The sequence below is a fragment of the Streptococcus sp. SO2 genome (genome assembly GCF_030440025.1).
On sequence record NZ_JAQFJH010000009.1, the window covers coordinates 1 to 23,990 of the forward strand.

Annotated in this window: 25 protein-coding genes and 1 tRNA gene; 3 read left to right on the forward strand and 23 right to left on the reverse strand. The window is 42.7% G+C overall.

Annotated features, from left to right (window positions below):
* Positions 1-171 precede the first annotated feature (171 nt).
* The 5 genes from PCY17_RS08020 to PCY17_RS08040 all read right to left on the reverse strand — a co-directional run bounded on the left by PCY17_RS08020 (position 172) and on the right by PCY17_RS08040 (position 6,656).
* Complete coding sequence (locus PCY17_RS08020) at positions 172-1,101, reverse strand: ATP-binding cassette domain-containing protein (protein WP_049519746.1); 930 nt, start codon at positions 1,099-1,101, stop codon at positions 172-174.
* A gap of 10 nt (positions 1,102-1,111) precedes the next feature.
* Positions 1,112-2,179: an ABC transporter ATP-binding protein gene (locus tag PCY17_RS08025; protein WP_000589652.1), complete on the reverse strand. Its 1,068-nt coding sequence runs from the start codon at positions 2,177-2,179 to the stop codon at positions 1,112-1,114.
* 8 nt (positions 2,180-2,187) lie between these two features.
* Positions 2,188-3,114, reverse strand: a complete 927-nt coding sequence (gene oppC, locus PCY17_RS08030) for an oligopeptide ABC transporter permease OppC (RefSeq protein WP_033629311.1) — start codon at positions 3,112-3,114, stop codon at positions 2,188-2,190.
* Positions 3,114-4,610 carry an ABC transporter permease gene (locus PCY17_RS08035; RefSeq protein ID WP_000759891.1) on the reverse strand — a complete coding sequence of 499 codons (1,497 nt, stop codon included), beginning with the start codon at positions 4,608-4,610 and terminating at the stop codon, positions 3,114-3,116. Before PCY17_RS08035 ends, oppC begins: the two co-directional genes overlap by 1 nt.
* A gap of 66 nt (positions 4,611-4,676) precedes the next feature.
* Positions 4,677-6,656: a peptide ABC transporter substrate-binding protein gene (locus PCY17_RS08040; protein WP_301392557.1), complete on the reverse strand. Its 1,980-nt coding sequence runs from the start codon at positions 6,654-6,656 to the stop codon at positions 4,677-4,679.
* A 299-nt stretch (positions 6,657-6,955) separates the two neighbouring features.
* Between PCY17_RS08040 and PCY17_RS08045 the strand changes: the two genes are divergently transcribed.
* Positions 6,956-7,026: transfer RNA gene (locus tag PCY17_RS08045), tRNA-Cys, on the forward strand.
* Positions 7,027-7,160: 134 nt separating this feature from the next.
* On the opposite strand, the gene PCY17_RS08050 is transcribed toward PCY17_RS08045, so the two are convergent.
* The 11 genes from PCY17_RS08050 to PCY17_RS08100 all read right to left on the reverse strand — a co-directional run bounded on the left by PCY17_RS08050 (position 7,161) and on the right by PCY17_RS08100 (position 15,955).
* The gene (locus tag PCY17_RS08050) at positions 7,161-8,492 is read right to left on the reverse strand and encodes a hemolysin family protein (protein WP_125453667.1); all 1,332 of its coding nucleotides are present in this window, start codon (positions 8,490-8,492) and stop codon (positions 7,161-7,163) included.
* Between the two features lie 140 nt (positions 8,493-8,632).
* Positions 8,633-9,457: a DNA/RNA non-specific endonuclease gene (locus tag PCY17_RS08055; protein ID WP_084944082.1), complete on the reverse strand. Its 825-nt coding sequence runs from the start codon at positions 9,455-9,457 to the stop codon at positions 8,633-8,635.
* A gap of 40 nt (positions 9,458-9,497) precedes the next feature.
* A complete protein-coding gene (locus PCY17_RS08060; protein WP_000739701.1) occupies positions 9,498-9,692 on the reverse strand; it encodes a DNA-directed RNA polymerase subunit beta in 195 nt (64 codons plus the stop codon).
* On the reverse strand, positions 9,679-10,962 hold the full coding sequence (gene murA / locus PCY17_RS08065) for a UDP-N-acetylglucosamine 1-carboxyvinyltransferase (protein WP_084944083.1): 1,284 nt from the start codon (positions 10,960-10,962) through the stop codon (positions 9,679-9,681). The genes PCY17_RS08060 and murA overlap by 14 nt, the downstream gene beginning before the upstream one ends.
* Before the next feature lie 23 nt (positions 10,963-10,985).
* Positions 10,986-11,216, reverse strand: coding sequence for a DUF1146 family protein (locus tag PCY17_RS08070; RefSeq protein WP_008289067.1), 231 nt, complete (start codon positions 11,214-11,216; stop codon positions 10,986-10,988).
* Between the two features lie 55 nt (positions 11,217-11,271).
* Entirely contained in the window at positions 11,272-12,309 is a 1,038-nt protein-coding gene (locus PCY17_RS08075; protein WP_000730776.1) for a SepM family pheromone-processing serine protease, read from the reverse strand.
* Complete coding sequence (coaD, locus tag PCY17_RS08080; protein ID WP_001280714.1) at positions 12,293-12,781, reverse strand: pantetheine-phosphate adenylyltransferase; 489 nt, start codon at positions 12,779-12,781, stop codon at positions 12,293-12,295. The genes PCY17_RS08075 and coaD overlap by 17 nt, the downstream gene beginning before the upstream one ends.
* A complete protein-coding gene (gene rsmD / locus PCY17_RS08085; protein WP_000706939.1) occupies positions 12,771-13,310 on the reverse strand; it encodes a 16S rRNA (guanine(966)-N(2))-methyltransferase RsmD in 540 nt (179 codons plus the stop codon). The genes coaD and rsmD overlap by 11 nt, the downstream gene beginning before the upstream one ends.
* Positions 13,311-13,374: 64 nt before the next feature.
* On the reverse strand, positions 13,375-14,367 hold the full coding sequence (gene asnA, locus PCY17_RS08090; RefSeq protein WP_000747998.1) for an aspartate--ammonia ligase: 993 nt from the start codon (positions 14,365-14,367) through the stop codon (positions 13,375-13,377).
* Between the two features lie 109 nt (positions 14,368-14,476).
* Positions 14,477-15,160 (reverse strand): Bax inhibitor-1/YccA family protein, encoded by a 684-nt coding sequence (locus tag PCY17_RS08095; protein WP_206284199.1) that lies wholly within the window; start codon positions 15,158-15,160, stop codon positions 14,477-14,479.
* Between the two features lie 54 nt (positions 15,161-15,214).
* Positions 15,215-15,955, reverse strand: coding sequence for an RNA methyltransferase (locus PCY17_RS08100; RefSeq protein WP_084917521.1), 741 nt, complete (start codon positions 15,953-15,955; stop codon positions 15,215-15,217).
* Positions 15,956-15,988: 33 nt separating this feature from the next.
* On the opposite strand from PCY17_RS08100, the gene PCY17_RS08105 reads away from it, so the two are divergent.
* Both PCY17_RS08105 and yidC read left to right on the forward strand, forming a co-directional pair.
* Positions 15,989-16,267, forward strand: coding sequence for an acylphosphatase (locus tag PCY17_RS08105; RefSeq protein ID WP_255778403.1), 279 nt, complete (start codon positions 15,989-15,991; stop codon positions 16,265-16,267).
* Positions 16,268-16,344: 77 nt separating this feature from the next.
* Positions 16,345-17,274, forward strand: coding sequence for a membrane protein insertase YidC (gene yidC / locus PCY17_RS08110; RefSeq protein WP_301393289.1), 930 nt, complete (start codon positions 16,345-16,347; stop codon positions 17,272-17,274).
* Positions 17,275-17,345: 71 nt separating this feature from the next.
* On the opposite strand, the gene pflA is transcribed toward yidC, so the two are convergent.
* From pflA to rpe, 7 genes are all read right to left on the reverse strand, one after another.
* A complete protein-coding gene (gene pflA, locus PCY17_RS08115; protein ID WP_084856771.1) occupies positions 17,346-18,140 on the reverse strand; it encodes a pyruvate formate-lyase-activating protein in 795 nt (264 codons plus the stop codon).
* 121 nt (positions 18,141-18,261) lie between these two features.
* Positions 18,262-19,518, reverse strand: coding sequence for a diaminopimelate decarboxylase (locus tag PCY17_RS08120; RefSeq protein WP_049479464.1), 1,257 nt, complete (start codon positions 19,516-19,518; stop codon positions 18,262-18,264).
* A gap of 66 nt (positions 19,519-19,584) precedes the next feature.
* Positions 19,585-20,412 (reverse strand): pur operon repressor, encoded by an 828-nt coding sequence (purR, locus tag PCY17_RS08125; protein WP_002874197.1) that lies wholly within the window; start codon positions 20,410-20,412, stop codon positions 19,585-19,587.
* Positions 20,413-20,516: 104 nt separating this feature from the next.
* Positions 20,517-21,458 (reverse strand): 3'-5' exoribonuclease YhaM family protein, encoded by a 942-nt coding sequence (locus PCY17_RS08130; RefSeq protein ID WP_000703210.1) that lies wholly within the window; start codon positions 21,456-21,458, stop codon positions 20,517-20,519.
* Positions 21,448-22,704: a DNA recombination protein RmuC gene (rmuC, locus tag PCY17_RS08135; RefSeq protein WP_301392560.1), complete on the reverse strand. Its 1,257-nt coding sequence runs from the start codon at positions 22,702-22,704 to the stop codon at positions 21,448-21,450. Before rmuC ends, PCY17_RS08130 begins: the two co-directional genes overlap by 11 nt.
* A gap of 1 nt (position 22,705) precedes the next feature.
* Positions 22,706-23,368, reverse strand: coding sequence for a thiamine diphosphokinase (locus PCY17_RS08140; protein ID WP_001001245.1), 663 nt, complete (start codon positions 23,366-23,368; stop codon positions 22,706-22,708).
* On the reverse strand, positions 23,331-23,987 hold the full coding sequence (gene rpe / locus PCY17_RS08145; RefSeq protein WP_042903152.1) for a ribulose-phosphate 3-epimerase: 657 nt from the start codon (positions 23,985-23,987) through the stop codon (positions 23,331-23,333). Before rpe ends, PCY17_RS08140 begins: the two co-directional genes overlap by 38 nt.
* Between the last annotated feature and the right edge of the window lie 3 nt (positions 23,988-23,990).

Sequence of the window (23,990 nt, forward strand, 5' to 3'; positions counted from 1 at the left end):
CATGAGGAAATATGCAAAGAAACGTGAAGTATCTTCCTACAGTAAAAATACTCGAAAGCACATAGAATAAGGCTTTACGAGCATTTAAGAAAATATAAAAAGATAATTAGAAATTTATACTTTGTTTATAACTTAAAAATGAGAAGACCTTTCGGTCCTCTCCTAATTTGTTTATTCTTTAAGAGCTTTCTTGTAACGAGCAACTTCCGCTTGGTTAGCCCAAACATAGTGACCTGGACGAATTTCTACCATAGATGGCTTGTCGGTCTCATAGTCATGTTGGTCAGGATCGTAAACTTTCAAGACCTTCTTGCGTTCCAAGATTGGATCTGGAATCGGTACAGCAGATAGAAGTGCTTGAGTGTATGGGTGGACAGGATTGTTAAACAACTCCTCTGTCTCCGCCACTTCGACGATAACTCCCTTATAGATAACTGCGATACGATCTGAGATAAAGCGAACAACTGACAAGTCATGCGCGATAAAGAGATAGGTCAAGCCCAACTCTTTTTGGAACTTCTTGAGCAAGTTTAAGACTTGCGCACGCACTGATACGTCCAAGGCTGAAATTGGTTCATCCGCAATAACGAAATCAGGCTCCATCACAAGAGCACGGGCAATCCCGATACGCTGACGTTGACCACCAGAAAACTCGTGTGGGTAACGGGTCAAGTGTTCTTTCAAAAGCCCAACTTCATGAATCATCTTTTGAACTTTTTCTTTTCGATCTTCTTCATCTTTAAACAAGTGATAGTTGTAAAGACCTTCAGAGATGATATAGTCAACTGTCGCACGCTCATTCAAGCTCGCTGCAGGGTCCTGGAAAATCATCTGGATACGACGGATCAAATCTGATGATTCCTTATGAGATTTTTTCCCATTAATTTTATGACCATCAAAGATGATTTCACCTTTACTAGTATTATTTAGACCAATAATGGCACGACCAATGGTTGTTTTCCCACTACCAGACTCACCAACAAGAGAGAAGGTTTCTCCCTTGTTGATAAAGAAGTTGGCGTTTTTAACCGCGACAAACTTCTTACTTCCTTCACCGAAGGAAATTTCTAAATCTTTAATTTCTACTAATTTTTCAGACATTTCCTTCCTCCTAGTCTTCTAGATGAGCAAAGCCCATTTTATCACGAATCTTATCATGCAAATCTGCAATGACTCCAGGTTTTTCAACTTTAGGAGCATTCTCATGAAGCAACCAAGTCTTAGCCCAGTGGGTATCAGTGACTGAAAACTGAGGTGCCTTCTCTTCAAAATCAATTTGCATCGCATAATCTGAACGAAGGGCAAAGGCATCACCTTTCAACTCAGTATAAAGAGACGGTGGTGTTCCTGGGATAGAGTACAATTCCCCTTTATCATCAGCAAGCTGAGGCAAGCTAGACAAGAGACTCCAAGTGTATGGATGACGTGGATCGTAGAAGACTTCCTCAACAGTACCGTATTCTACAATTTCCCCAGCATACATAACCGCCACCTTATCGGCAATACTTGCTACCACACCAAGGTCATGGGTGATAAAGATAATAGTAAAGTGGTACTCATTTTGCAAGGTTTTAAGCAAATCAATGATTTGCGCTTGAATGGTTACGTCAAGGGCCGTTGTTGGCTCGTCACAGATCAAGATATCTGGACGACAGGCAAGGGCAATCGCAATAACGATACGTTGGCGCATCCCTCCAGAATATTGGAAAGGATACTCTTCAAAACGTTTTTCAGCGTCTGGGATTCCGACCTTGTTCATATAGTCGATTGCCATCTCTTTGGCTTCCTTAGCTGTTTTCCCTTGGTGTTTAACGATAACTTCAGTGATTTGGCTACCGATTGTATTGATTGGGTCCAAACTTGTCATAGGATCTTGGAAGATGGTCGCAATTTTAGCACCACGAATCTTCTCCCATTCCTTGTTAGAAGTAAGAGCGGTCAAGTCTTGTCCACGATAGTCGATGCTTCCTTGGGCAATACGTCCATTGTCTTCTAACATCCCTGTAAAGGTTTTTGTTAAAACAGATTTACCAGAACCTGATTCACCTACCAGGGCAAGAACTTCCCCTTCAATCAGGTCCAAAGAAACTCCTCGGATAGCTGTCAGAACTTTGTCACGAACGTCAAATTCCACGACAATATCGCGAGCAGTCAAAATTACATCTTTTCCTTTTATCATGTCTACTCCTATCTATGTGTACGTGGATCACTAGCATCCGCTAGGTTTTGACCAACAACGAAGAGAGAAAGAGACACCAAGATCAAGGTTGTCAATGGAATCCAGAACAAGTAAGCGTTGGTCGTAACGTTTTGTGAGTAATCTGAGATCAAGCGTCCCAGACTTGGCACTGTTACTGGCAATCCCAATCCAAAGAAGGAAAGGAAGGCTTCATAAGAGATAAAGCTTGGCAACATCAAGGTCATCGTAGAAACAATAACGGATACCAATTGTGGCATGATATTTTTAACGATGATTTTAAAGGTTGGTGTTCCAAGTGTTTGAGAAGCAAGGTTGTATTCCAAATCACGGTAACGCATGATTTGGATACGAATCATATAAGCAATCCCAATCCAAGTTGTCACACTCATGGCAAAAATCAAATTCCAGAAACCAGCACCAATTGAGTAAGTCAAGACAATGACAATCAAGAGAGATGGAATGTTTGAAATAATGTTATAAACTTCCATCATGACGCGGTCAACAGATTTTGAAATTCCCCAAATTCCACCAACAATAACCCCAATTACAAGGTTGATAAAAGTGGCAATTACAGAGATAAGAATTGAATTACGCGCACCAAACCAAACCCCGTCAAACAAGGATTTACCATTACTATCTGTACCAAACCAATGTTCAGCATTGGGTTTGATAAAACGAGCAGAAAAGTCATTGACCTTACTTACATCGTTGAAGTCAAAGTTTGAGAACATTGGGTAAATAAAACTCATCAAGATAATGGCAACCAAAATCCCCAACATAATGACTGTTGATTTTTTCTTTAGAAATTGTCTAAATACAGAACCCCAGTATGAATAGGCAGGGGCGTCAATTGTTTCAGAGGCAAAATCGTCACGTTTTACGAACTGAAATTTTTCTTTTCCGATTGTTGACATTATTTGCCTCCTTTCTCTGTCAATTTAATACGTGGATCAAGCATGGTCATCCAGATATCTCCTACAAAGAGTGAGAAGATAGAAATACATGTAAAGATGAAGACGAGACCAACTACCATTGAGTTGTTTGATGCCTTAACAGAGTCAATCAACATTTTACCCATACCTGGGAAGGCGAAGACCGTTTCTGTCAATGTTGCACCACCAATAACTCCGATTACGGCACCAGGAATACCTGAAACCAAAGGAACCATGGCATTTTTAAAGATGTGTTTATTTGAAATTTCTTTTTCAGACAAACCTTTTGCACGAGCAAAACGAACGAAGTCCTGAGATTGCAAGTCGATCATGTAACGACGAATCCAGATAGCCGTACTTGGTGCACCCAACAAACCTAGAATAACTGCTGGCAAGACATAAGAACGCCAATCTCCAGCCCCCAAGATAGGGAATGAGTCAGGCAAACCAATAGATGATCCAATCAAACGCACGATGTAAACCAAGGCAATCGTTGGAAGGGCAAGCAAGAAGGTCAGAGCACCTGTCGAGAAGCTGTCAATCCAAGTATTCTTGTGGCGAGCCATAGCAGATCCAAGTGGAATAGCGATAGCATACGAGATAATCAAACCAATCAAACCAGCAACAGCTGAACTTGCAATCATTGAAGGATATTGATAATTGCTTTCTGTAGCTGTATATGGATCGTCCTTACCATAGTTGGCTACTTCACGCGCATCTGCTTGACTTGGTGATTTGTAGGTACGAGAGTAGATATCTACAGATGAAGTCTTTTTACCTGTAGGGAATTGAACTTCTGATGTCTTAGTTTGTCCCTGACCTTGTGTGATAACCTGAAGCACTGGTGTGTTTGCATAAGTTGGGTAAGAGTCACCCAAGTTAATGTTCACAAAGTTTTGGTGTACAAATGGGAATTGATTGTTGAAATACAAAAGGTATTTATGTTTTGTACCTGAACCAACCAATGACCAACCAATAGCAGGGTCATTTTCAAAACGAAGATAACGTTGCAAGTTTGGATTTTCAGGATCTTGAATCTTGTTTGGATGATCAATGTCAATCAAGTTCGCATAGAATTTGAAAACACGTTCAAAAATCGGAATTTCACGCGTAGCATAGAATTGACCACTTTCTGAGAATACACCTAGCGTCCAACCATTTCCTAGTTGGTTGATGTATTTTTCGTAGATTGCCTTGTTGGTATCATTGGCATCTACTGTTACAGATGAGTCCATCGTGCTCGCTCTTTCTTGCAACTCTTTGGTATCGTAGTACTCGATATAGCCCATCCGTTCATAAACGGTATTTTCATAATTATCCCGCTTGTCCGGCGTCGTTGCAATCTTGTTATAGTTGGTATCCTGCTTGAAAATCAGTTTTCGAGGAACCATCGTATAAATTATTGTGTATGTCAAGGTTGTCACCAAGAAAATAGACAACAATGAACGTAATACACGCATAAAAATATATTTCTTCATATCGTTTCCTTTTAAAATCCCAAAAGAACCTTCTCCTCATGGAGAGAAAGTTCTCTTGAGAGTTATTTATTTAACGTGATTAGCCAATTCTTTTTGAACTTTTTCGTTTGATTCTTTTTTCTCTTTGAGCCATTTTTCACGAGCTTGTTCATAATCAGCTTTTGTTACAACCTTATCTTGTAACTGAATATACTTGAAGTATACGTCTGAGCCCTTATCTCCAGATTGGCTGTATGATGCTGTGAATGGTACAACACGAGAAATGATTGGTGCAGCACCACTTGATGACATAGCAGGAATAAAGAGAGAGCTGTCTGTCAACCAAGCTTGGGCAGCCGCATATTTTTCATAACGAACATTCAAGTCGTTAGTTTCCTTAGCAGCTTCATCAACTAACTTATCGTATTCTTTCAAACCAACTTGAGCCGCTGCAGCGTTATCTGCACCTTCATAACCCATGTATGTTTTTGTTTGTTCAGCATTCGTTGTTTTCAAGATATCAAGGTAAGTTGATGGATCTTCATAGTCTGGGTTCCATCCAACAGCACCTGAGAGATCCCAATCTTCTGCCGCAGCGCTTGCTGCATAGTATGTAATATTCTGTAGTTCATCTGTAGTGATTTGTTGGATATCGATGACTACGTTTTCTTCTCCAAGTACTGTCTCAACGGATTGTTTGAAGGATTGAATACGTGCGATATAGTTTTTAGATGTTTGGTCTACTGGGATATCCAAGTGGATAGGGAATTTCACACCTTCTGCTTCCAATGCTGTTTTAGCTTTGGCAAATTCTGCTTTGGCTTTATCGGCGTTGAAAAGTCCATCTTGACCATCCGCAAAGTTTACATTCTTCCATTCATCACCGTAAGCAGCCATCTTTTCAGTTACCAAGTCACCGAAAGTTTTTTCGCCTGCAGAGACAAAGTCTGGTTTCACAAAGAGGTTACGAACTGCAAGAGGAGCACCTTCCTTACCATTAATTTGTGCTGAGTAAGAAGTACGGTCAAAGGCAAAGTTCAAAGCCTGACGGAAGTCCTTGTTAAGAAGGGCTTTCTTAGTAGAAGTCTTCTCTTCATCAGTTGTCTTAGAAGTGTATTTGTAACCTTGACGGTCAATATTTACACCCAAACCACCAATACCTGGACCTGATGGAGTGTAGTAGATATTGTCTTTGTATGTTTCTTCTACCTTAGAGTAGTTTGAACTTGTTGGGAAGAGACGGGCATAGCTATAAGCCCCACTTGTAAAGTTACGTTCAATTGATTCTTGATCAGAACCATCATAGTAAGCAAGTGTTACTTTATCAAGATGAACATTGTCTTTGTCCCAATAGTTTTCATTCTTCACAAATTCGATAGATGACTTAGCAGTCAAACCTCTCAGCAAGAATGGTCCATTGTAAAGCAATGATGTAGGGTCAGTCGCTTTACCAAAATCAGATCCTTTTGATTTTTCAAATTCTTCGTTCAATGGCCAGAAGATTGAGTAGGCCAGCTTAGAGTTCCAGTATGGTTCTGGTTTGTTCAAAGTGTATTCAAGGGTATAATCATCAACTGCTTTTACACCGACTGAAGCAAAATCTTTATTGTTTCCAGCTATATAGTCAGCTAGACCTTTAACTGAATCTTCTGCTAGATACTTAGCTGCTGATTTATTGTCAGCTGCGTGTTTCAAACCATTTACAAAGTCTTTGGCTGTTACTTCAGCATACTCTTCGCCATCAGATGTCATCCATTTGACACCTTTACGAATCTTGTAGGTATAAGTCAAACCATCTTTTGAAACGGACCAGTCTTCTGCAACTGCAGGAACTAAATTCCCATACTTGTCGTTTGTGAAAAGACCGTCGATACCATTTGAAGTGGCGACCTTAGTACTTTGTTTCCCTGAAATGAGGTAATCCAACGTTTCTGGGTCAGCTGTATAAACATAGCCATAATTTTTTGGCGCTGTTGAATCAGATGATTTTGAAGAACCGCAAGCAGCTAAAACGCCAGTTGCTAATAGGGCAATTCCTGCTGCGACAAATACTCTACTTTTTTTCATATTGTTAACTCCTCTTTGAAAAATTTAGGCTTATTGTCAATTATATCATATATTATCTAAAAAGTAAACGAATTTTCAGAATATTTAGGCGTATACCCTCAAAAAACTTCTATTTGTCAAAATTTTTGCATTCTTTATTTGTTTCTGGAAGAAATACTTTCTAGTCCGACCCTCTTTAGAATAGGATTTTTACAAGCTTTTTCTCACTTCTTCGATCATCATCTGTTTTCCTAAATTGGATTTTAGAATAAGAAACTATTGACGGGAAATGATTTTCAAGGTATAATAATAAACGTTGAGGCGGTATAGCCAAGTGGTAAGGCACGGCTCTGCAAAAGCTTGATCGTCGGTTCAAATCCGTCTACCGCCTTTCAGTACCTGAATGAACAGGAATTAACCAAATGAAAAGCCCGTAAAATCGGGCTTTTTCTGTTATTCCTAATAAGTGGGGATAACTGTATCTACCATCTAGATTTACAAAAAGCAGTGACTCAAGTCACTGCTTTATTCTGTTTCTTCTTCAGGTTCTAGTTCTGTAATTTGAACTTTTACCTTGGTAACACGTCCATTTTTCACCTTATCATTGGTCAGGACGATTTGTTTGTTTTGACTGACCAGTTCATAACTGATTTTTTCAGTTGTTGGAATCGTACCAACACCCGTCAAATAATAACCGGCGATGGTATCCACATCATCGCTTTCTAGTTCGACACCAAAGTAGTTATTGAAGTCGTTAAGATTCATGGTTCCCTGTGCAATATAGGTGTCCTCACCGATTTGATGGACTTCGATTTCTGCTCGGTCTGTCTCGTCGTCGATTTCTCCGACAATCTCTTCTAGAAGATCTTCCAGAGTTACCAAACCAGCCATACCACCGTATTCATCGAGCAAAATGGCCATTTGTCTTTGGGTATTTCGCAATTCTTTTAGCAAGTCATCCACAAAAATAGTTTCAGGAACAAAGAGTGGATCTTGTAAGATCTTCTTCCAGACAATATTTTCAAAGCCATCTGCATAGGCAGCGTTTAGCAAACGCTTGGTATGAATCAAACCAATCACATTGTCCTTATCCCCATCATAAACAGGGATACGTGAGAAATTTTGTTTTAAAATACTTTGGATAATGGTTTGACTATCATCCTGAATGTCCACCATAAAGGCATCTGTCCGAGGAACCATGACTTCTCTCGCCATCAGCTCATCTAGAGAGAAGATCCCTTGTAACATCTCGATTTCGTCTGCATCCAAAGTTTCCTCACTTTTGGTCAACATGTACTCAATTTCATCTCGAGTCATTTTTTCATCCGCATCATCAAAGGTCATTGGCGTTAAACGACTCAAGAGATTGGTTGAAGCAGATAACAACCAGACAAAGGGACTGACAATCTTCCCAAGCCCAATGATAATCGGAACAGAGCGAATGGCTAAGGCATCTTTTAGATTAAGGGCAACCCGTTTAGGATAGAGTTCACCAAAAACAATAGAGATGTAGGTCAAGAATGCCAAAGAGAGGAAACTTGCAATGGCATAAGCTGTTTCTCCATTCCCCATCCAAGAGGCAATTACTTGTCCAAGTGTATCTGCCAATTTTGCCCCTGACAAGATCGTAATCAAGGTGATACCGACTTGAATCGTTGATAAAAAGTGGTTAGGATTTTCAAGTACCTTTAACAAACGAACGTAACGTTTGTCTCCCTCTTCTGCTTTTTGCTCCACTCGGGAACGGTTTAGTGACACCATTGCCATTTCAGTGGCTGAGAAAAAAGCATTTAACAAGGTCAAGATAAATAACAATACAAACTGTAGCAACAAATTCTGACTGCTCGGGTCTTCCATGGTCTTTCTCCTAAAATAGTATCTTGTGTTCCATTATATCATAAATCGGCCTAGGAATCACATTATTTTCTAATTTATACAATCGCTCCCTTATCAATGACGGACAAGGGAGCAATTTTTATTCCTTTAATAGATTGGTTCTAGTTTGTCACCGTGACCTGACCTGTTCGGTAATCAAGCTGGATACCCTTTTGAACATTTGGAATCAGGACGTTGAACTCCAATTCGCCATCCGAAGACTTGGCTTCAATTTGTGAAGCAGATGGAACCAAATCCTCATTCGTAGCATAGTGGAGAGTTACCCGATAACGGACTCTCTTATTCTGGTCTAAGGCTTTCCTAACCAGACTCTCATAGTAGTTCTGCCCTGTCGAATCCTCAGCCTGAGCCTGGTTGGCCCAAGCTGTCTGAACTGCAATGTTCTTGGGATTGCTGGTAGAAGCATCAAAGCCATCTAATCCACCTATCAAGGCATAGCCCAGCAGGTGTCCTCTATCTACTGCGTGCGTATAGGTTCCCTTTAAATTTTTAACCTGATGCCATCCCGGCGGTGTCCAAGAGGTTGAGCCATTGCCTGTTTCTTCACGATTTTTATACTGTCGAGTCGCTTTGGATAAGAGAGCATTGGCAACCGTTGGGACTGTCTCTTTCCCGACTGGTTTTGTTTTATTATCCGCGTAGGGTTTGCTAGAAACTTTGGCATCTAGATTGGTTTTATTGCCATTTACGACAAAGGCACCTGCCCCATTCCACTCAAGATCACCCTTGATTTGGTTTTTGATTGACTCAGTTAAGACACTTTCAGCTAGCTCCTGACTGGGAGCTTCTGAAGCTTGTTTTTTCTGACTAACCTTGGTTCTAGGGGTGTTTGGCGCTGTCTGCATCTGCTTGATATAGTAGCTTCCAGCAGCCAAGAGTAAGAATATAAGTAACCCTATCAGAGCTTGTCTTGTTTTTTTGTCCATTTTTCTCCTTATTTCTTTAGAAAAAGACTGGTCTCCCAGTCTAATTTCCTGTAAATTTGCTAATCAATTCCTGCCACTTTGCTGGAGACAAGATTGCCCATGGATCCTGTCCCTTTCCTAGGATTCCATAGCCTACCATCAAGCCGATTCCTAAAGCCAGAAAGCCTAGCAATAGTACGATAAAAATCAACAGTAAACGACGGAGTACATAGCGTAAGTTTTTATTCTTCTTCATCATTTGCCTCGATTCGCTGAATCTTCGCTCCTAGCTGAGCCAATTTCTCATGGAAACGGTAGTAACCTCTATCAAGGTGGACTAATTTACCGACAACTGTTTCTCCTTGCGCCACCAGACCTGTCAAAATCAAAGAAGCACTAGCGCGAAGGTCCGTTGATAGAACTTCTGCCCCCTGTAAAGCCTGTCCCCCAACAATACGAGCTGTGTCACGGATAATCTCTGAGTGCAAGCCCATACGGCGCATTTCCTCCAAGTGTTGGAAGCGATTCTCGAACACCGTTTCCACCATGGTGGATTCCCCTTTTGCGACTGTCATCAGAGCTGTAAATTGCGCCTGCATATCTGTTGGGAATCCTGGATGTGGTAAAGTTTTTACATGAACAGCCTTGAGATTTTCAAGTTGAGAACGAACACGGATGCCTTCTGATTCCTCTGTCACTTCAACGCCCATTTCAAGTAGTTTTGAAATCAAGGGGCGATTGTGTTCCCAGACTGCATCACGAACGAGGACATCTCCACCAGTCATAGCTGCCGCTACCATAAAGGTTCCGGCTTCGATACGATCCTGTACCACATTGTGGGTCGTACCATGGAGTTCCTCAACACCAGTCACTGTGATGGTTTCGGTACCAGCTCCCTTGACCTTGGCTCCCATTTCATTAAGGAGAATAGCAAGGTCAACAATTTCCGGCTCACGCGCAGCATTTTCAATGACCGTCACACCATCAGCTAGAGTCGCTGCCATCATGAGGTTTTGTGTTGCACCAACACTAGGAAAGTCCATGTAGATATGAGCGCCATGCAGACGCTCTGCCTTAGCTTCGATGTAACCAGCTGTCTGGGTGATCTTTGCCCCCATAGCTTCCAAGCCCTTGAGGTGGAGGTCGATTGGACGACTCCCGATGGTACATCCCCCTGGCATAGAAACTTTGGCATGTCCTACACGAGCAAGGATTGGCCCCAAGACAACGATGGATGCACGCATCTTGCTGACATACTTGTATGGAGCTTCCTCAGTGATATCACCAGTCGCATCAACCTCGACAACATGAGCTTCCTCATCAAAGTCCACCTTGGCATTCAGACCTCGAACCACTTGATTCATGGTGAAAACATCTGACAAGATTGGGACGTTCTGCAAGACTGTCTTCCCCTTACTTGCTAGAATAGTCGCTGCCAACAAGGGCAAGACTGCATTCTTTGCTCCCTCGATCGTCACACTCCCGACCAGACGATTATCTCCGCCTTGAACCACAATTTTTTCCATAGTTGTTTCCTTTACTTTTGATTTTATAATAGTCCTCTAAGCGCTTCTTGCCAAAGTTGGTACAAACTGATAAAGAATGAACTCAAGATGTAGCCCATCACCATACTAAAGAAGCCTACCAATAAACGAACCTTTTTTGTGTTAGTAGTGGTCACTTTTAAAACCTTTTCCCATCTCACAAGATCCTTCAAAAGGTAAAAACTCAAATAAATAAAGAGTATATGACTACTTAGAGTGAATAATAATTGAACCATTTGACTATTATACCATCTTATCCGCTTGCGCGCTAGTTTTCGATTTTTCTACAAATTAGGGATTGTTTTTAAGGTAATCAATTGCATCCTGCAAGGTCTTAACGGGAATGATTTTCATCTCTGTTTTGATGGTTTTGGCGGCTTCTAGGGCTGTTTCATAGTTGCTTTTCGCATTGGGATCTGCTTTTTTTGCTTCCTCAGTGACTGGATTGTCAGGGGCAAAAAAGATGTTGGCTCCCTGACGAGAGGCTGCAACTACTTTTTTATCAATTCCACCGATGTCGCCAACATTTCCATCGCGATCAATGGTTCCCGTTCCCGCAACGACGCGACCATTACGAAGTTCTGGATCTGCTATCTGAGTGTAAATAGCTAGACTAAACATGAGACCGGCGCTTGGCCCACCGATACCAGCTGTTGAAAAGCGAATGGGAACATCACTGGTCACTTCCGTACGGTCAATCAAGCCAATCCCAATCCCGTTTTTTCCGTTTTCGAGAGTGATAATTTTACCTTCTGCAGACTTGACTTTTCCGTCTTCTTCATAGGTTACCTTGACCGTGTCCCCTAATTGTTGAGAGTTGACATAGTCGACCAAGTCTTTTGAACTATCAAATGTTTTGTCATTAACAGCCGTCACGGTGTCTGCAATGTTCAGAATGCCTTTAAAAGTCGAATTATCCGTCACGGTCAAGACGTAAACTCCCAGGTACTTGAGTTCGATATCCTTTCCAGCCGTCTTCAGTCCTTGATACTTGGCCATATTTTGAGAAGTTTGCATATAGAACTGATTGATTCGCATAAACTCTGCATCAGTAGAGCCACCCGTAGTCTCCTTGGCACTTCTAATATCTGTGAAAGGCGTTAACCAAGCATAGACAAGATGCGACAGGGTGGCGTGTCGAATGCCGACTGTTACAAACTGGTAAGCTCCTGGTTCTGTGTCTTCTGTTTCATTGACTTTCAAAACGCGACGAATATCTTCCGCTCCACCTGGAACTTCTATGTAGTATGGTAAAGGTACTACAAAGGCTAAAAAAGTCAATACTAGTGCTAGGATGACATATAAGGGCCATCTAGTTTTTTTCTTCATGTTCTAATTCCTCCACAACACTGTTTGGGACATATTGCTGAATCTCCTGACCAAACTTCAGAAGTTCTCTCATGGCTGAAGAGCTAATATAAAGATGCTCTGGGCGACTATATAGGTAAATGGTTTCGATTTCTGGAGCCAGTTGATGATTGTAGTAATCAAAACTAGACTCGTATTGCAAGTCGGTGGTATTTCGCAAGCCACGGACAAGGGTCTTAGCACCCAGTCTTCTTGCAACATCTACGACTAGTTGGTCATGAGAAGCCAGCACCTCTACATTATCTAAATGCGCCACCGCTTTTTCGACTGCTCGTTTGCGATTTTCAACAGGGAGAAAACCTTGTTTGTGGGGATTGTAGAACACCCCGACATAGAGCTTATCAAAAAGTTTGCTGGCACGTTCAATGATATCCAGATGTCCATTTGTCATCGGATCAAATGAACCTGTAAATAATCCAATTTTATCTGACATAGACCGTCACCTTACTAATCCCATATATTTTTTCCTTCCAGATACCTAAGCAGGCGATTTCTTCTGGTAGTTCTACAGACTTATCGGTTTCACAGACAACCATGATCTCTTCGGAGAAAAGGTTTCTTTCTGCCATTTTTTCGATATCTGCAACGATTTGTTCCTTGGCATAGGGAGGGTCTAAAAAGACCAGGTCAAAGGGACCTTTCACTTGCTCCAAGGCCCGTTCAGCCTCCATCTTTAAGAGTTGAAATTTGGAAGCTTCCTTGGTCATTTGGATGTTTTCAGCGATGATAGCTTGCGCCTTTCGATCCCGTTCCACTAAGACAGCATGGGACATCCCACGCGAGACTGCCTCAATGGATAAACCACCACTGCCAGCATAGAGATCCAAGACACGACCGCCCTCAAAATAGGGACCTATCATGTTAAAGATAGCTCCACGCACCTTATCTGATGTCGGCCTCGTCGTCTTGCCTTCTAGCGTCTTGAGGGGACGCCCTCCGTAGATTCCTGATACGATTTTCATACCGTTTATTATACCAAATTATAGGCAAAAAGAGAAAGAAAACCGAACCTTGCGGTTCGATTCTCTACAAAATATTTTCGTACGTATCGCGGACTTCTTGAGGCCAGACACTGGTCTGAACCTCTCCGATGTGTTTCTTACGAAGAAGGAACATGGCCATCCGAGACTGTCCGATACCCCCACCAATTGTCAGTGGGAAAAGGCCGTTAAGCAAGGCTTTATGCCATTCCAGCTCAAGACGATCTTCGTCCCCTGTAAGAGCCACTTGGCGACGAAGGGTATCCTCATCTACCCGAATCCCCATTGATGAAAGTTCAAAGGCACAACCAAGAGATTCGTTCCAAACGAGAATATCGCCATTCAACCCCTTGTAGCCATTTTCAGACTCTGTTGTCCAGTCATCGTAGTCAGGTGCGCGGCCGTCATGAGGTTTGCCATCAGGCAACTCGCCACCGATACCAATCAAGAAGACTGCACCAAACTCTTTACAGATCGCATTTTCACGCTCTTTCGGTGTTAGATCTGGATAGCGTTCCACCAACTCTTCTGTGTGAATGAAGGTGATTTGTTTTGGCAAGATGGATTCGATATCGTAGCGGGCTTCTACGGCTAGCTCTGTCAGACGGATAGCCTTGTAAATCTTCTCAACAGTTTCCTTGAGATAGGCGATATTGCGTTGACCGTTTGGGATAACCTTCTCCCAGTCCCACTGGTCCACATAAACTGAGTGGGTCGCGTCGAGCGAATCTTCGTCTGGACGAAGGGCCTTCATATGAACAAACAGACCTTCACCTTCACCGAAACCAAAACGAGCCAAGGTGTGGCGTTTCCATTTGGCAAGTGAGTGAACGACTTCATAGGTTTCATCTGGAATCTGCAAAACCTTGACAGATACTGGATTTTCGACACCTGATAGGTTGTCCTGCATCCCATCCCCGACCTTGCTCAAGATAGGACCTTGAACTTCAACAACTTCTAACTTATCTTTCAAATACTGGGTAAAAGTGTTCTTCACAAAGGAAATTTCTTCTTGTTGATGAATAAAACTTTTCTTCATAAACAGCTCCTCAAAAATTAGTTAAAAGCATTATACACCTATTTCCAAGAAAAGAAAAGAGTAAATAAGAAAAAGTCAGTGCTCTTTTGAACACTGACTCTGTCATTCATTAATCATTTCGACCAAAGATTCGTAAGATGCTAAGGAAGAGGTTGATAAAGTCTAGATAGATGCTGAGCGCCATTGAGATGACCCATCCTGTCGCTACTTGCCCTCGTGACTGCTCATAAACATAGCGAATCTTTTGGTTGTCCCAAGCAATCAAACCTGAGAAAACCAAGACCATGGCAATACTAATCATGTAGTCAAAGAAACTATTGGCTAGAAAGAGGTTAACGACCATGGCAATAATTAACCCGACAAGCGCAGCCATCAGAGCTCGTCCCATTCCACTCAAATCTTTCTTGGTGAAAATTCCGATTGCCGCCATGACAAAGAAGAGAAGGGCACTGGATACAAAGGCTGATAAGACGGTCCCAGGTGTATAGAGGGCTACGACAAAGCTGAGCGTAAAGCCATTTAAAACAGAATAAACTAAAAATACTGGGAGAGCTGCTGGGCTATTTTTTGTAGCCATGCTACTTGCAACAAAGACTAGAGCAAGTTCTGCAAAAGTTGCAATCATCAACCAGAGACGGCCATGCATTAAAAAGTAGACCAATTGGGACTGAAAGACCGTCAACATCAAAGCTGACACGAGAGCCGATAGACCAATCCCAAGTCCCACAAAGGCGTAAACCTTAGCGTAAAATTGATTGAGACCTGAACGTTCTTGAATAATCGTTTGATTCATTCTGATTCTCCTTTTTCTATAAATATGTCTTGATTATAACAAAGATTTTTTAAATTAGCTGAAATAAAACATCAAAATGCCTGCTGCAACTGCCACGTTGAGACTTTCTGCTCGGCCCTTCATGCCTATATGAACCAGCTGATCAGCACTCTCAGCCATGACAGAACTAATCCCCTGTCCTTCATTTCCCATGACTAAAACAAAGTTCTCTAGTGAAGAAAGCTCACGATAATCCTTTGACTCTCTCGATAAGGTCGTTGCCAGAATGGGCAAATTGCTCTTCTTTGTCTCTTCTACAAAGGTGGCAAGAGGCAGACGATAGATGGGCAAGTGAAAATGACTTCCTTGCATGGAACGCAGGGTCTTAAGACTGTAGATATCTGCTGACTTGTCTGAAACAATGACTCCTGTAAAACCTGCCGCATCCGCCGTCCGAATCATGGTGCCCACATTACCAGGATCTTGAACATCCTCTAAAAATAGATACTTGCCCTGATGGAGATCAGGCAGTCCCACTTCTTCTTTTTGAATCACTGCAACAATCCCTTGAGGAGTTTGCGTATCTGCCAAATCTAGCAAAATCTCCTCTGAAACCCAGATAGTTTGAGGAAAAGCAGCTAGCTGATCTCGGTAACTTTCTAGGGCAAAGACCTTTTCAATCGTCACTCCTGCTTGAACAGCTTCTTCAAACAAGTGCCAGCCCTCAATCAAATAAGCAGACTTTCGATATTTTTTTTGATGTAATTTCTTGGCATTTTTTACCACAGAATTGGCTTTTGAGGTTATAATAGTCATAGAAATATTATAACACAATCAAAGGGGTTTGGTATGCAAAAGGTTAGAATGATTGCCCAAGGCAGGGTTCAGGGTGTTGGTTTTCGCTGGGGTGTTTATACTTTAGCTCTTGAAATGGGTGGCATCACTGGTCGTGTCTGGAATAATGACGATGGCACAGTGGAAATTCTTGCTCAGGCAGACTCCTCTGCCACTATGGCAAAATTTATCCAAGAAATCCGAAAAGGTCCGACACCTTTTTCAAAAGTTACCTATCTGGATGTGCAAATGAGCAACTTTTCATCCTATTCAGACTTCAAAGTCGCAAATTAGGTCTCCAGAACTATTGTATATTTTACAAAAAAACAGTAGAATAGAAAGGTATAATTTTTAAAGAAGGAATGAAAACATTGAAATCTATTAAACGTTTTGCCCTCTCTGCTATGGGAGTGGCTATGCTACTCGTCTTGTCAGGCTGTGTCCAAGTAGACAAAGCAACAGGACAACCCACAGGGTTGATTTGGAATACCATCGGAGCACCTATGGCTGAAGCTATCAAGTACTTCGCTACTGATAAAGGTCTAGGCTTTGGTGTGGCTATCATTATCGTAACCATTATCGTGCGCTTGATTATCTTGCCACTTGGTATCTACCAATCATGGAAGGCGACACTTCACTCTGAAAAGATGAACGCCCTCAAACACGTGCTTGAACCGCATCAAACACGTCTCAAAGAAGCAACAACTCAGGAAGAAAAACTAGAGGCTCAACAAGCTCTCTTTGCAGCTCAGAAAGAACACGGCATCAGCATGTTAGGTGGTGTAGGATGCTTCCCTATCCTCATTCAAATGCCTTTCTTCTCTGCTATCTACTTTGCAGCCCAATACACTGATGGGGTAGCTAGCTCTACCTTCTTGGGTATCGATCTTGGTTCACCAAGTATGCTCCTTGTTGCCTTCGCTGGTATCCTCTACTATCTCCAATCACTCCTCTCACTTCATGGAGTAGAAGACGAGATGCAAAGAGAACAGCTCAAGAAAATGATCTACATGAGCCCACTCATGATTGTCGTCTTCTCCTTCTTCGCACCAGCAAGTGTGACACTTTACTGGGTTGTCGGTGGTTTCATGATGATTCTCCAACAATTCATCGTTAACTATGTTGTTCGTCCAAAACTTCGCAAAAAAGTTCGTGAAGAATTTGCCAAAAATCCACCAAAAGCACGTTCATTTTCAACTGGAGGCGGACGCAAAGATGTCACTCCAAACCAAGCAACTGCGATCATGACTAACAAGAAACATAAAAAACGCAATGCTGGTAAACAACATTCTAGAAAATAAGAAAAAAGCTTAGCTGAAAGGCTAAGTCTTTTTGCATCACAAAAGCCCGATGTCTCCATCAGGCTTCTTTTTTATCCATGAACACGTTTCATGTAGTCTTGATAGCTCTCTGTATCCATGAGTTTTTTAGCATTCTTAACGCGGTCTGCTGTTGGTGGTTTGACCCCTTCGAGCGAATAAGGAATTCCTAGTTCACGCCACTTGAATTCTCCCATCGTGTGATAAGGTAGGATTTCAAACTTGTCAACGTTTTTGAGGGTTTTGACGAATTTACCGAGTTCGATCAAATCCTCATCTCTATCTGTCAATCCTGGAACCAGCACATGGCGAATCCAAACAGGCTTCCCGATATCTGATAGGTACTGGGCACAGGCCAAGATGTTTTTATTAGTTTGGCTTGTGACAATCTTGTGCTGTTCTTCGTTGATTTCCTTGATGTCCAGGAGAACCAAGTCTGTCACCGCCATGAGTTTATTAAACTTTTCGAGATAACGTGGTTTATTACGGAACGGAAGGGCACAGGTATCCAAAGTACAGTGGATTCCTTTTTCCTTGGCCTTGGTAAAGAGGGCAATTAGGAAATCAATCTGTAAGAGGGCTTCTCCTCCACTGACAGTGATTCCTCCCTTGTCTCCCCAGAAACCACGGTAGCGAAGGGCTTCTGTCAAGACATCGTCTACTGTGCGTTCGCGTGATTTATTGGTCTCCATAGCCCATGTGTCGGGGTTATGACAGTACTGGCAACGCATGTGACAGCCCTGCAAAAAGACAATGAAACGAATCCCAGGGCCATCTACCGCCCCAAAACTCTCTGTCGAATGCACCATTCCTGTCACTTGTCCATAGTCAATTGTTTCTTCAGACATATCGTCACCTTCCTTGAAACCGTTTTATAGTTTTATTATATCACGAGTAAGGTGAAAAACAAGGTTTTTTTGTCTATTTTTTAGAAAGCAATCTGTTTTTCACTTTCATTTTCAATTTCTTTTACCGATCCGATTCAAAATCAAAACCATACAAGGTTGCAAAATAGTCCTCAGGACGCTCTGCACGGCGGATTTGACGGGCTTTTCCTTCTTCGGTATAGAGGATTTCTGCCGAGCGTAATTTTGCATTGTACTGGTAACCCATGGAGAATCCATGTGCACCTGTATCATGAATCACTAGCAAATCACCGATTTCTGTATGAGGTAGTTCGCGATTCACTGCAAATTTATCATTGTTTTCACAGAGTGAACCAACCACATCTACCACCTCAACTGGTCCATCTGTATGAGTCAGATTGGTGATATGGTGGTAGGCTCCATACATGGCTGGGCGCATGAGGTTGACTGCTGATGCATCCACACCCAGATAGGTACGATAGGTTTTTTTCTTATGAGTGACTCTTGTGACGAGAGCTCCGTGAGGGGCTAACATAAAGCGGCCCAATTCGGTGAAAATCTTAACCTGACCAAGACCTGCTGGCGTAAGGACTTCCTCATAAACCTTACGCACCCCTTCACCAATCACAGCGATATCATTTGGCTCCTGGTCTGGGCGATAGTTGACACCAATACCGCCGGAAAGATTGATAAAGTCTAGTGAAATGCCCAACTTTTCCTTGATTTCAACAGCCAATTCAAAAAGCTGACGAGCCAACTCTGGGTAGTAGAGATGGGTGACAGTATTGGATGCTAGGAAAGAGTGAATCCCAAAAGTCTTGGCTCCTTTTTCCTTCAAAATCGCAAAGGCTTCAAAAAGCTGGTCCTTGGTCATCCCAAACTTGGCTTCTCCTGGATTGTCCATAATGTCGGTACCCAGTTCAAAAACACCTCCAGGATTGTAACGACAAGAGATAATTTCTGGAATGCCTGCCGCTCGCTCTAGATGTTCAATGTCTTCAAAGGCATCCAAGTTAATGGTCGCACCTAACTCACGCGCATAGGCATATTCCTTGTCAGGCGCGTTGTTAGAAGAGAACATGATCTCAGAACCGGGGAAATCCAGTTTATGGCTCATCAAGAGCTCTACATAACTAGAGCAGTCCACACCGCACCCTTCCTCTTGGAGGATTTTCAAGATGGCTGGGGTTGGAGTGGCCTTGACTGCAAAATATTCCTTAAAGCCCTTGTTCCAGGAAAAGGCCTTGTTGACGGCTCTTGCTTTTTCACGAATCCCCTTCTCGTCATATAAGTGAAAGGGAGTCGGGAACTCTGCAACAATTGTTTCTAAATCTTCACGGCTGATAAATGGTGTTTTCATAAGCATCCTTCTATTCTGTTTGCAAAGAAAGGCTGGGACAATCGTTCCAACCTTTAGTTCTATCTCTTATTTGTCTTCGTCAAAGATATTTCCAATCTCAACATCGATGGATTGGTTCTTAACATCAATATTGGTTACTTTCAAGAGTGACTTGTAATCAAACTGCTTTTCACGTTCTTCTTGGGCATTGTCTGCAAAGACTGCGACACCAGCTAGTTCAGAATCGAACTCACGCAAGAGACTGATCATCCCGTTGACAGTTCCTCCGCCTTTCAAGAAATCATCCACAATCAAGACACGACTGCCTGCCTTGAGGCTGCGTTTTGAAAGGAACATTTTCTCAATACGGTCGCCACTTGAACCTGAAACATAGTTGACGCTGACCGTTGAACCTTCGGTAATTTTCAAGTCACGGCGCACAATGACAAATGGAACATTGAGGACGTTGGCAACTGCATTTGCGAGTGGCACACCTTTAGTTGCTACTGTCATCACGGCATCGATTTTTTGGTCCATAAAGCTCTTGGCAATGATACGCCCAATATTTTTCAAAATGGCAGGTGTACTGAGCAGATCAGACAGATAGATATAGCCACCTGGCAAGATACGGTCGCTTTCTGAAAGTTTGTCACGCAAGTCTGCTATCATTTCTTTGGCTTCATGACTCGAGATTGAGGGTGTAAAGATAACGCCACCACCTGCTCCAGTCACAGTCTGAATATGGCCAATTTCTATTTCCTCAAAGGCACGCTTGATAATCACGATGTCCTCTGAAATCGATGATTTAGCAGATTCGTACTTTTCTGCAAAGGTATTGAGACTTGTTAGTTTGTATGGATTATTAATCAAATAGTTGGAAATGACAACCATCCGATCACTTCTTCTTAATTTCATTTTTATTTACCATTCCATTTAATTTTGATATTTTATCCATTATACCACATTCACATAAAAAAACGAACATTATTGCGTAAAAAATGCTCGTTTTTCTTAAATTATTAATCTAAATCTGGTTTATAGAAGGAACGATTGTCCATAGCAAAGATTTTATTGGTCATCTCTCCTTTGTCCACCAAAGCTAGAGCTGTTGACATCATCATCATGCTGGCATCTAGATTGTCAATCATATGGATAATCTCTGCCTCCATAATGCGTGGACGGACTGGACTTCCATACTCCAGCAAGCCATGATGACTGAGGATGACATGGCGCAGTAGCACCACTTCTTCTCTAGTATCATCGATGCCCAGTTCCATGACGGTCTTGGTAATCTCACTATCGATCAGGGCGATATGGCCAAGGAGATTGCCTCGTACTGTATACTCCGTCTGATCTGGTCCCGTCAACTCAATAACCTTAGCCAAGTCGTGCAGCATAATCCCCGCATAGAGTAGGCTCTTGTTGAGCTGAGGATAAATCTCACTAATAGCATCTGCCAAGCGCACCATGGTTGCTGTATGATAGGCCAAACCCGTTTCAAAGGCGTGGTGGTTGGTCTTGGCAGCCGGATAGGAGTAGAATTCCTTATCATACTTGGTGTAGAGACTACGAACGATACGCTGCCAGACAGGATTTTCAATCTTGAAAATCATTTGCGACATGTAGTCACGGATTTCCTTGACATCAACTGGTGACTTGACCTTGAAGTCAGCTGGATCATTGGGTTCCCCAGGCTGAGGCAAGCGGAGAGTAATTTGATTGACTTGAGGAGTATTATTGTACACTTCTCGACGTCCCTGCATGTGGACCACCTTCCCAGCGGTAAAGGCCTCAACGTTATGAGGTTGGGCATCCCATAGTTTCCCCTCAATCTCGCCGCTATCGTCTTGGAAGGTAAAGGCTAGGTAGTTTTTCCCAGCTCGTGTCTGTCTCAGGTCAGCTGACTTAATCAGGTAAAAACCTTCAAACAGCTCATCTTTTTTCATGTGACTAATCTTCATATTCTTCCTCATCTTCTTGGAAATGGAGTAGATCAAGCGCAGGCTCACCTTCTGATAACTCAATGTGACGGAGCGTCCGCTCGATAGCTGTGGTACGACGGTTTAATAATTCATCAATATTGCCAGAGGCATGTTGAAGATGTTTTTGTGCCTTAACCAAAATCCCCCCGAACTTGCCAAACTCAGTCTTAACGCTAGCAAGAGTCTTGCTGATATGATCTGCACTCTTTTGGATATTGAGAGTTTTGAAGCCAACTGATAGAGAGTTAAGCAGGGCTGATAGGGTACTTGGACCAGCAACAATAATCTGCTCCTCCCGTCTCAAATCATCAAAGAAGACAGGATTGCGGACGATTTCTGAGTAAAGTCCTTCTGTTGGAACAAACAAGACTCCAAAATTGGTCGTTCGAGGCGGCGCCAGATACTTGCTCTTGATATCCTTGGCAAAGCGCTTGACGCTAGCTAAAAGTGACTTACGACAACGTTCGATTTCGTCCTTATCGCCTGCTTCATAAGCTTCTTCTAAGCGGTAATAATCCGCCAGTGGAAACTTGGAGTCAATCGGTAAATAGACATATTCCTGGTCCCCCTGTCCAGGTAACTTGATGGCATACTCCACTCGCTCGCTAGAGTTCTCAACCGTTGCAAATTCTCGTTCGTACTGGGCTGGTGTCATGATGTCTTCGATGATTTGCCCCAGTTGCAATTCTCCTAGAATCCCTCGCGTCTTGGTCCCAGAGAGAACTTTGTTGAGTGCGCCAACATCGCGGGCAACTGTCTGCATTTCTCCCAGGCCACGATTGACAGACTCCAGTTGTTTGGAAACTGTCTCGAAGGAAGCCTGCAAGCGTGTCTGCAAGGTCTTTTCTAACTTTTCCTCGACAGTTTGACGCATTTGTTCCAAACGTTGCTCATTGGACTCCTGCAGGGCTTGAAGGCGTTGGTCGGTCTGATCTCTGGTTTGAAGGAGATTCTCGTTCATCTCCTGTCTAACTTGAGTCAGCCCTTGGTGCAACTCCATTCGCACTTCTTGCAAACGGTCGCTGACAGCCACTTCCAAGTCTTTTTGATCCAGCTGGCTGGCTTGTCTGGCTTGTTCAAAGCGGTAATCCAGTTGATCTGAAAGATTGTCTGCCTGATCCTCCAAGCTCTTGGCTAGGTACTTGTCTTGCTTATCTTGCCTTTGCCAAATGAGAAAGAGTCCAGCTAGGTCGGCAATTAATAATAGTAGTAATACAGTCTCCATCCTACCTCCTGTCCTTGCTATGCAAGACAACCACATAGCCATCAGGGCAAGTCACCGAAACTTCCCTATCTATATATTCGTTAGAAGCGTACACTTTTTTAAAGAAAAAATTCTCCTCTGTCAATTCGTACTTGGCACCAAGAATAGTCAGCTGGCTATCCCGAACTGGCATAAAGGCTAGATAATCGTAGTCTGAACGGGGTTGAAGCTGACTGCTCCCTTCTGGACAATAGGCAATCAAGTTTTCCCCATCCTCAATCGCTATCTGGCGCATATAGGGTGCCAACTTGGGATTGCTAGGCAGAAAGACATTAGCCAGCATATGATCAATACGACCACCCAAAGCCCCAAAAATGGTCACTTGGGCTTGAGGATTTTGCTCAAAGATGGTCAAGAGAGCCAATTCCAGATCCGTATCATCCTTTTCTGGCTGAGCTTGAACAAAATGTTGGGCACGTTTTTGAATCAACTGGCGTTCGTCTGCAGTCACCGAATCAAAATCCCCAATTGCTAGAGTGAGAGGCAGATCTTCTTCCAAGACCCAGAGCGAACCGCGATCCACACCGACAAAGCAATCAAAATCCGTCCGATAATGACCGCGATCCCCGCCGGCAAAAACGGCAACCCTAGTCCAATTGTTTTCTGAGAGTTTGCACTCGTTCATTGACATCTCCCTTAAAGACATAAGACCCTGCTACAAAAACTGTAGCACCAGCTTCTTTAGCTTGAGAAATGGTTTGATCATCAATCCCACCATCGACTTCGATCTCAAAGTTCAAACCTTTTTCCTCACGAAGGGCAACCAACTCACGAACCTTGTCCATGGTTTCAGGCAGAAAAGTTTGCCCACCAAATCCAGGATTCACTGTCATGACCAAGACTTGGTCAACTAGGTGAAGAACGTGCTTGATTGCCTCCACAGGCGTACCAGGGTTAATGACAACAGAAGGTTTGACACCAAGAGAACGAATTTTTTGAAGAGCCCCATGGATATGAGGCGTTGCTTCCACATGGATACTGATGATATCTGCACCTGCACGCGCAAAGTCCTCTAAATGATGCTCTGGATTAGCGACCATCAAGTGGCAGTCAAAGACCATCTTGCTATGGGGGCGAAGAGCTTCAACCACACCGGCACCAAAACTGATTTGTGGTACAAAGTGACCATCCATAATATCGATATGGGCATATTCAGCCCCAGTTGCTTCTAGACGTTTAATTTCTCGTTCAAAGTTGGCATAATCTGCTGCCAGAATTGACGGAGCAATCTTGTATTGAGACATCTG

Bases quoted from the DNA above. Each gene is read 5' to 3' on its own strand.
- PCY17_RS08020 (WP_049519746.1), bottom strand. From the start codon at position 1,101: ATGTCTGAAAAATTAGTAGAAATTAAAGATTTAGAAATTTCCTTCGGT.
- PCY17_RS08025 (WP_000589652.1), bottom strand. From the start codon at position 2,179: ATGATAAAAGGAAAAGATGTAATTTTGACTGCTCGCGATATTGTCGTG.
- oppC (WP_033629311.1), bottom strand. From the start codon at position 3,114: ATGTCAACAATCGGAAAAGAAAAATTTCAGTTCGTAAAACGTGACGAT.
- PCY17_RS08035 (WP_000759891.1), bottom strand. From the start codon at position 4,610: ATGAAGAAATATATTTTTATGCGTGTATTACGTTCATTGTTGTCTATT.
- PCY17_RS08040 (WP_301392557.1), bottom strand. From the start codon at position 6,656: ATGAAAAAAAGTAGAGTATTTGTCGCAGCAGGAATTGCCCTATTAGCA.
- PCY17_RS08050 (WP_125453667.1), bottom strand. From the start codon at position 8,492: ATGGAAGACCCGAGCAGTCAGAATTTGTTGCTACAGTTTGTATTGTTA.
- PCY17_RS08055 (WP_084944082.1), bottom strand. From the start codon at position 9,457: ATGGACAAAAAAACAAGACAAGCTCTGATAGGGTTACTTATATTCTTA.
- PCY17_RS08060 (WP_000739701.1), bottom strand. From the start codon at position 9,692: ATGAAGAAGAATAAAAACTTACGCTATGTACTCCGTCGTTTACTGTTG.
- murA (WP_084944083.1), bottom strand. From the start codon at position 10,962: ATGGAAAAAATTGTGGTTCAAGGCGGAGATAATCGTCTGGTCGGGAGT.
- PCY17_RS08070 (WP_008289067.1), bottom strand. From the start codon at position 11,216: ATGGTTCAATTATTATTCACTCTAAGTAGTCATATACTCTTTATTTAT.
- PCY17_RS08075 (WP_000730776.1), bottom strand. From the start codon at position 12,309: ATGAAGAAAAAAACTAGATGGCCCTTATATGTCATCCTAGCACTAGTA.
- coaD (WP_001280714.1), bottom strand. From the start codon at position 12,781: ATGTCAGATAAAATTGGATTATTTACAGGTTCATTTGATCCGATGACA.
- rsmD (WP_000706939.1), bottom strand. From the start codon at position 13,310: ATGAAAATCGTATCAGGAATCTACGGAGGGCGTCCCCTCAAGACGCTA.
- asnA (WP_000747998.1), bottom strand. From the start codon at position 14,367: ATGAAGAAAAGTTTTATTCATCAACAAGAAGAAATTTCCTTTGTGAAG.
- PCY17_RS08095 (WP_206284199.1), bottom strand. From the start codon at position 15,160: ATGAATCAAACGATTATTCAAGAACGTTCAGGTCTCAATCAATTTTAC.
- PCY17_RS08100 (WP_084917521.1), bottom strand. From the start codon at position 15,955: ATGACTATTATAACCTCAAAAGCCAATTCTGTGGTAAAAAATGCCAAG.
- PCY17_RS08105 (WP_255778403.1), top strand. From the start codon at position 15,989: ATGCAAAAGGTTAGAATGATTGCCCAAGGCAGGGTTCAGGGTGTTGGT.
- pflA (WP_084856771.1), bottom strand. From the start codon at position 18,140: ATGTCTGAAGAAACAATTGACTATGGACAAGTGACAGGAATGGTGCAT.
- PCY17_RS08120 (WP_049479464.1), bottom strand. From the start codon at position 19,518: ATGAAAACACCATTTATCAGCCGTGAAGATTTAGAAACAATTGTTGCA.
- purR (WP_002874197.1), bottom strand. From the start codon at position 20,412: ATGAAATTAAGAAGAAGTGATCGGATGGTTGTCATTTCCAACTATTTG.
- PCY17_RS08130 (WP_000703210.1), bottom strand. From the start codon at position 21,458: ATGAAGATTAGTCACATGAAAAAAGATGAGCTGTTTGAAGGTTTTTAC.
- rmuC (WP_301392560.1), bottom strand. From the start codon at position 22,704: ATGGAGACTGTATTACTACTATTATTAATTGCCGACCTAGCTGGACTC.
- PCY17_RS08140 (WP_001001245.1), bottom strand. From the start codon at position 23,368: ATGAACGAGTGCAAACTCTCAGAAAACAATTGGACTAGGGTTGCCGTT.
- rpe (WP_042903152.1), bottom strand. From the start codon at position 23,987: ATGTCTCAATACAAGATTGCTCCGTCAATTCTGGCAGCAGATTATGCC.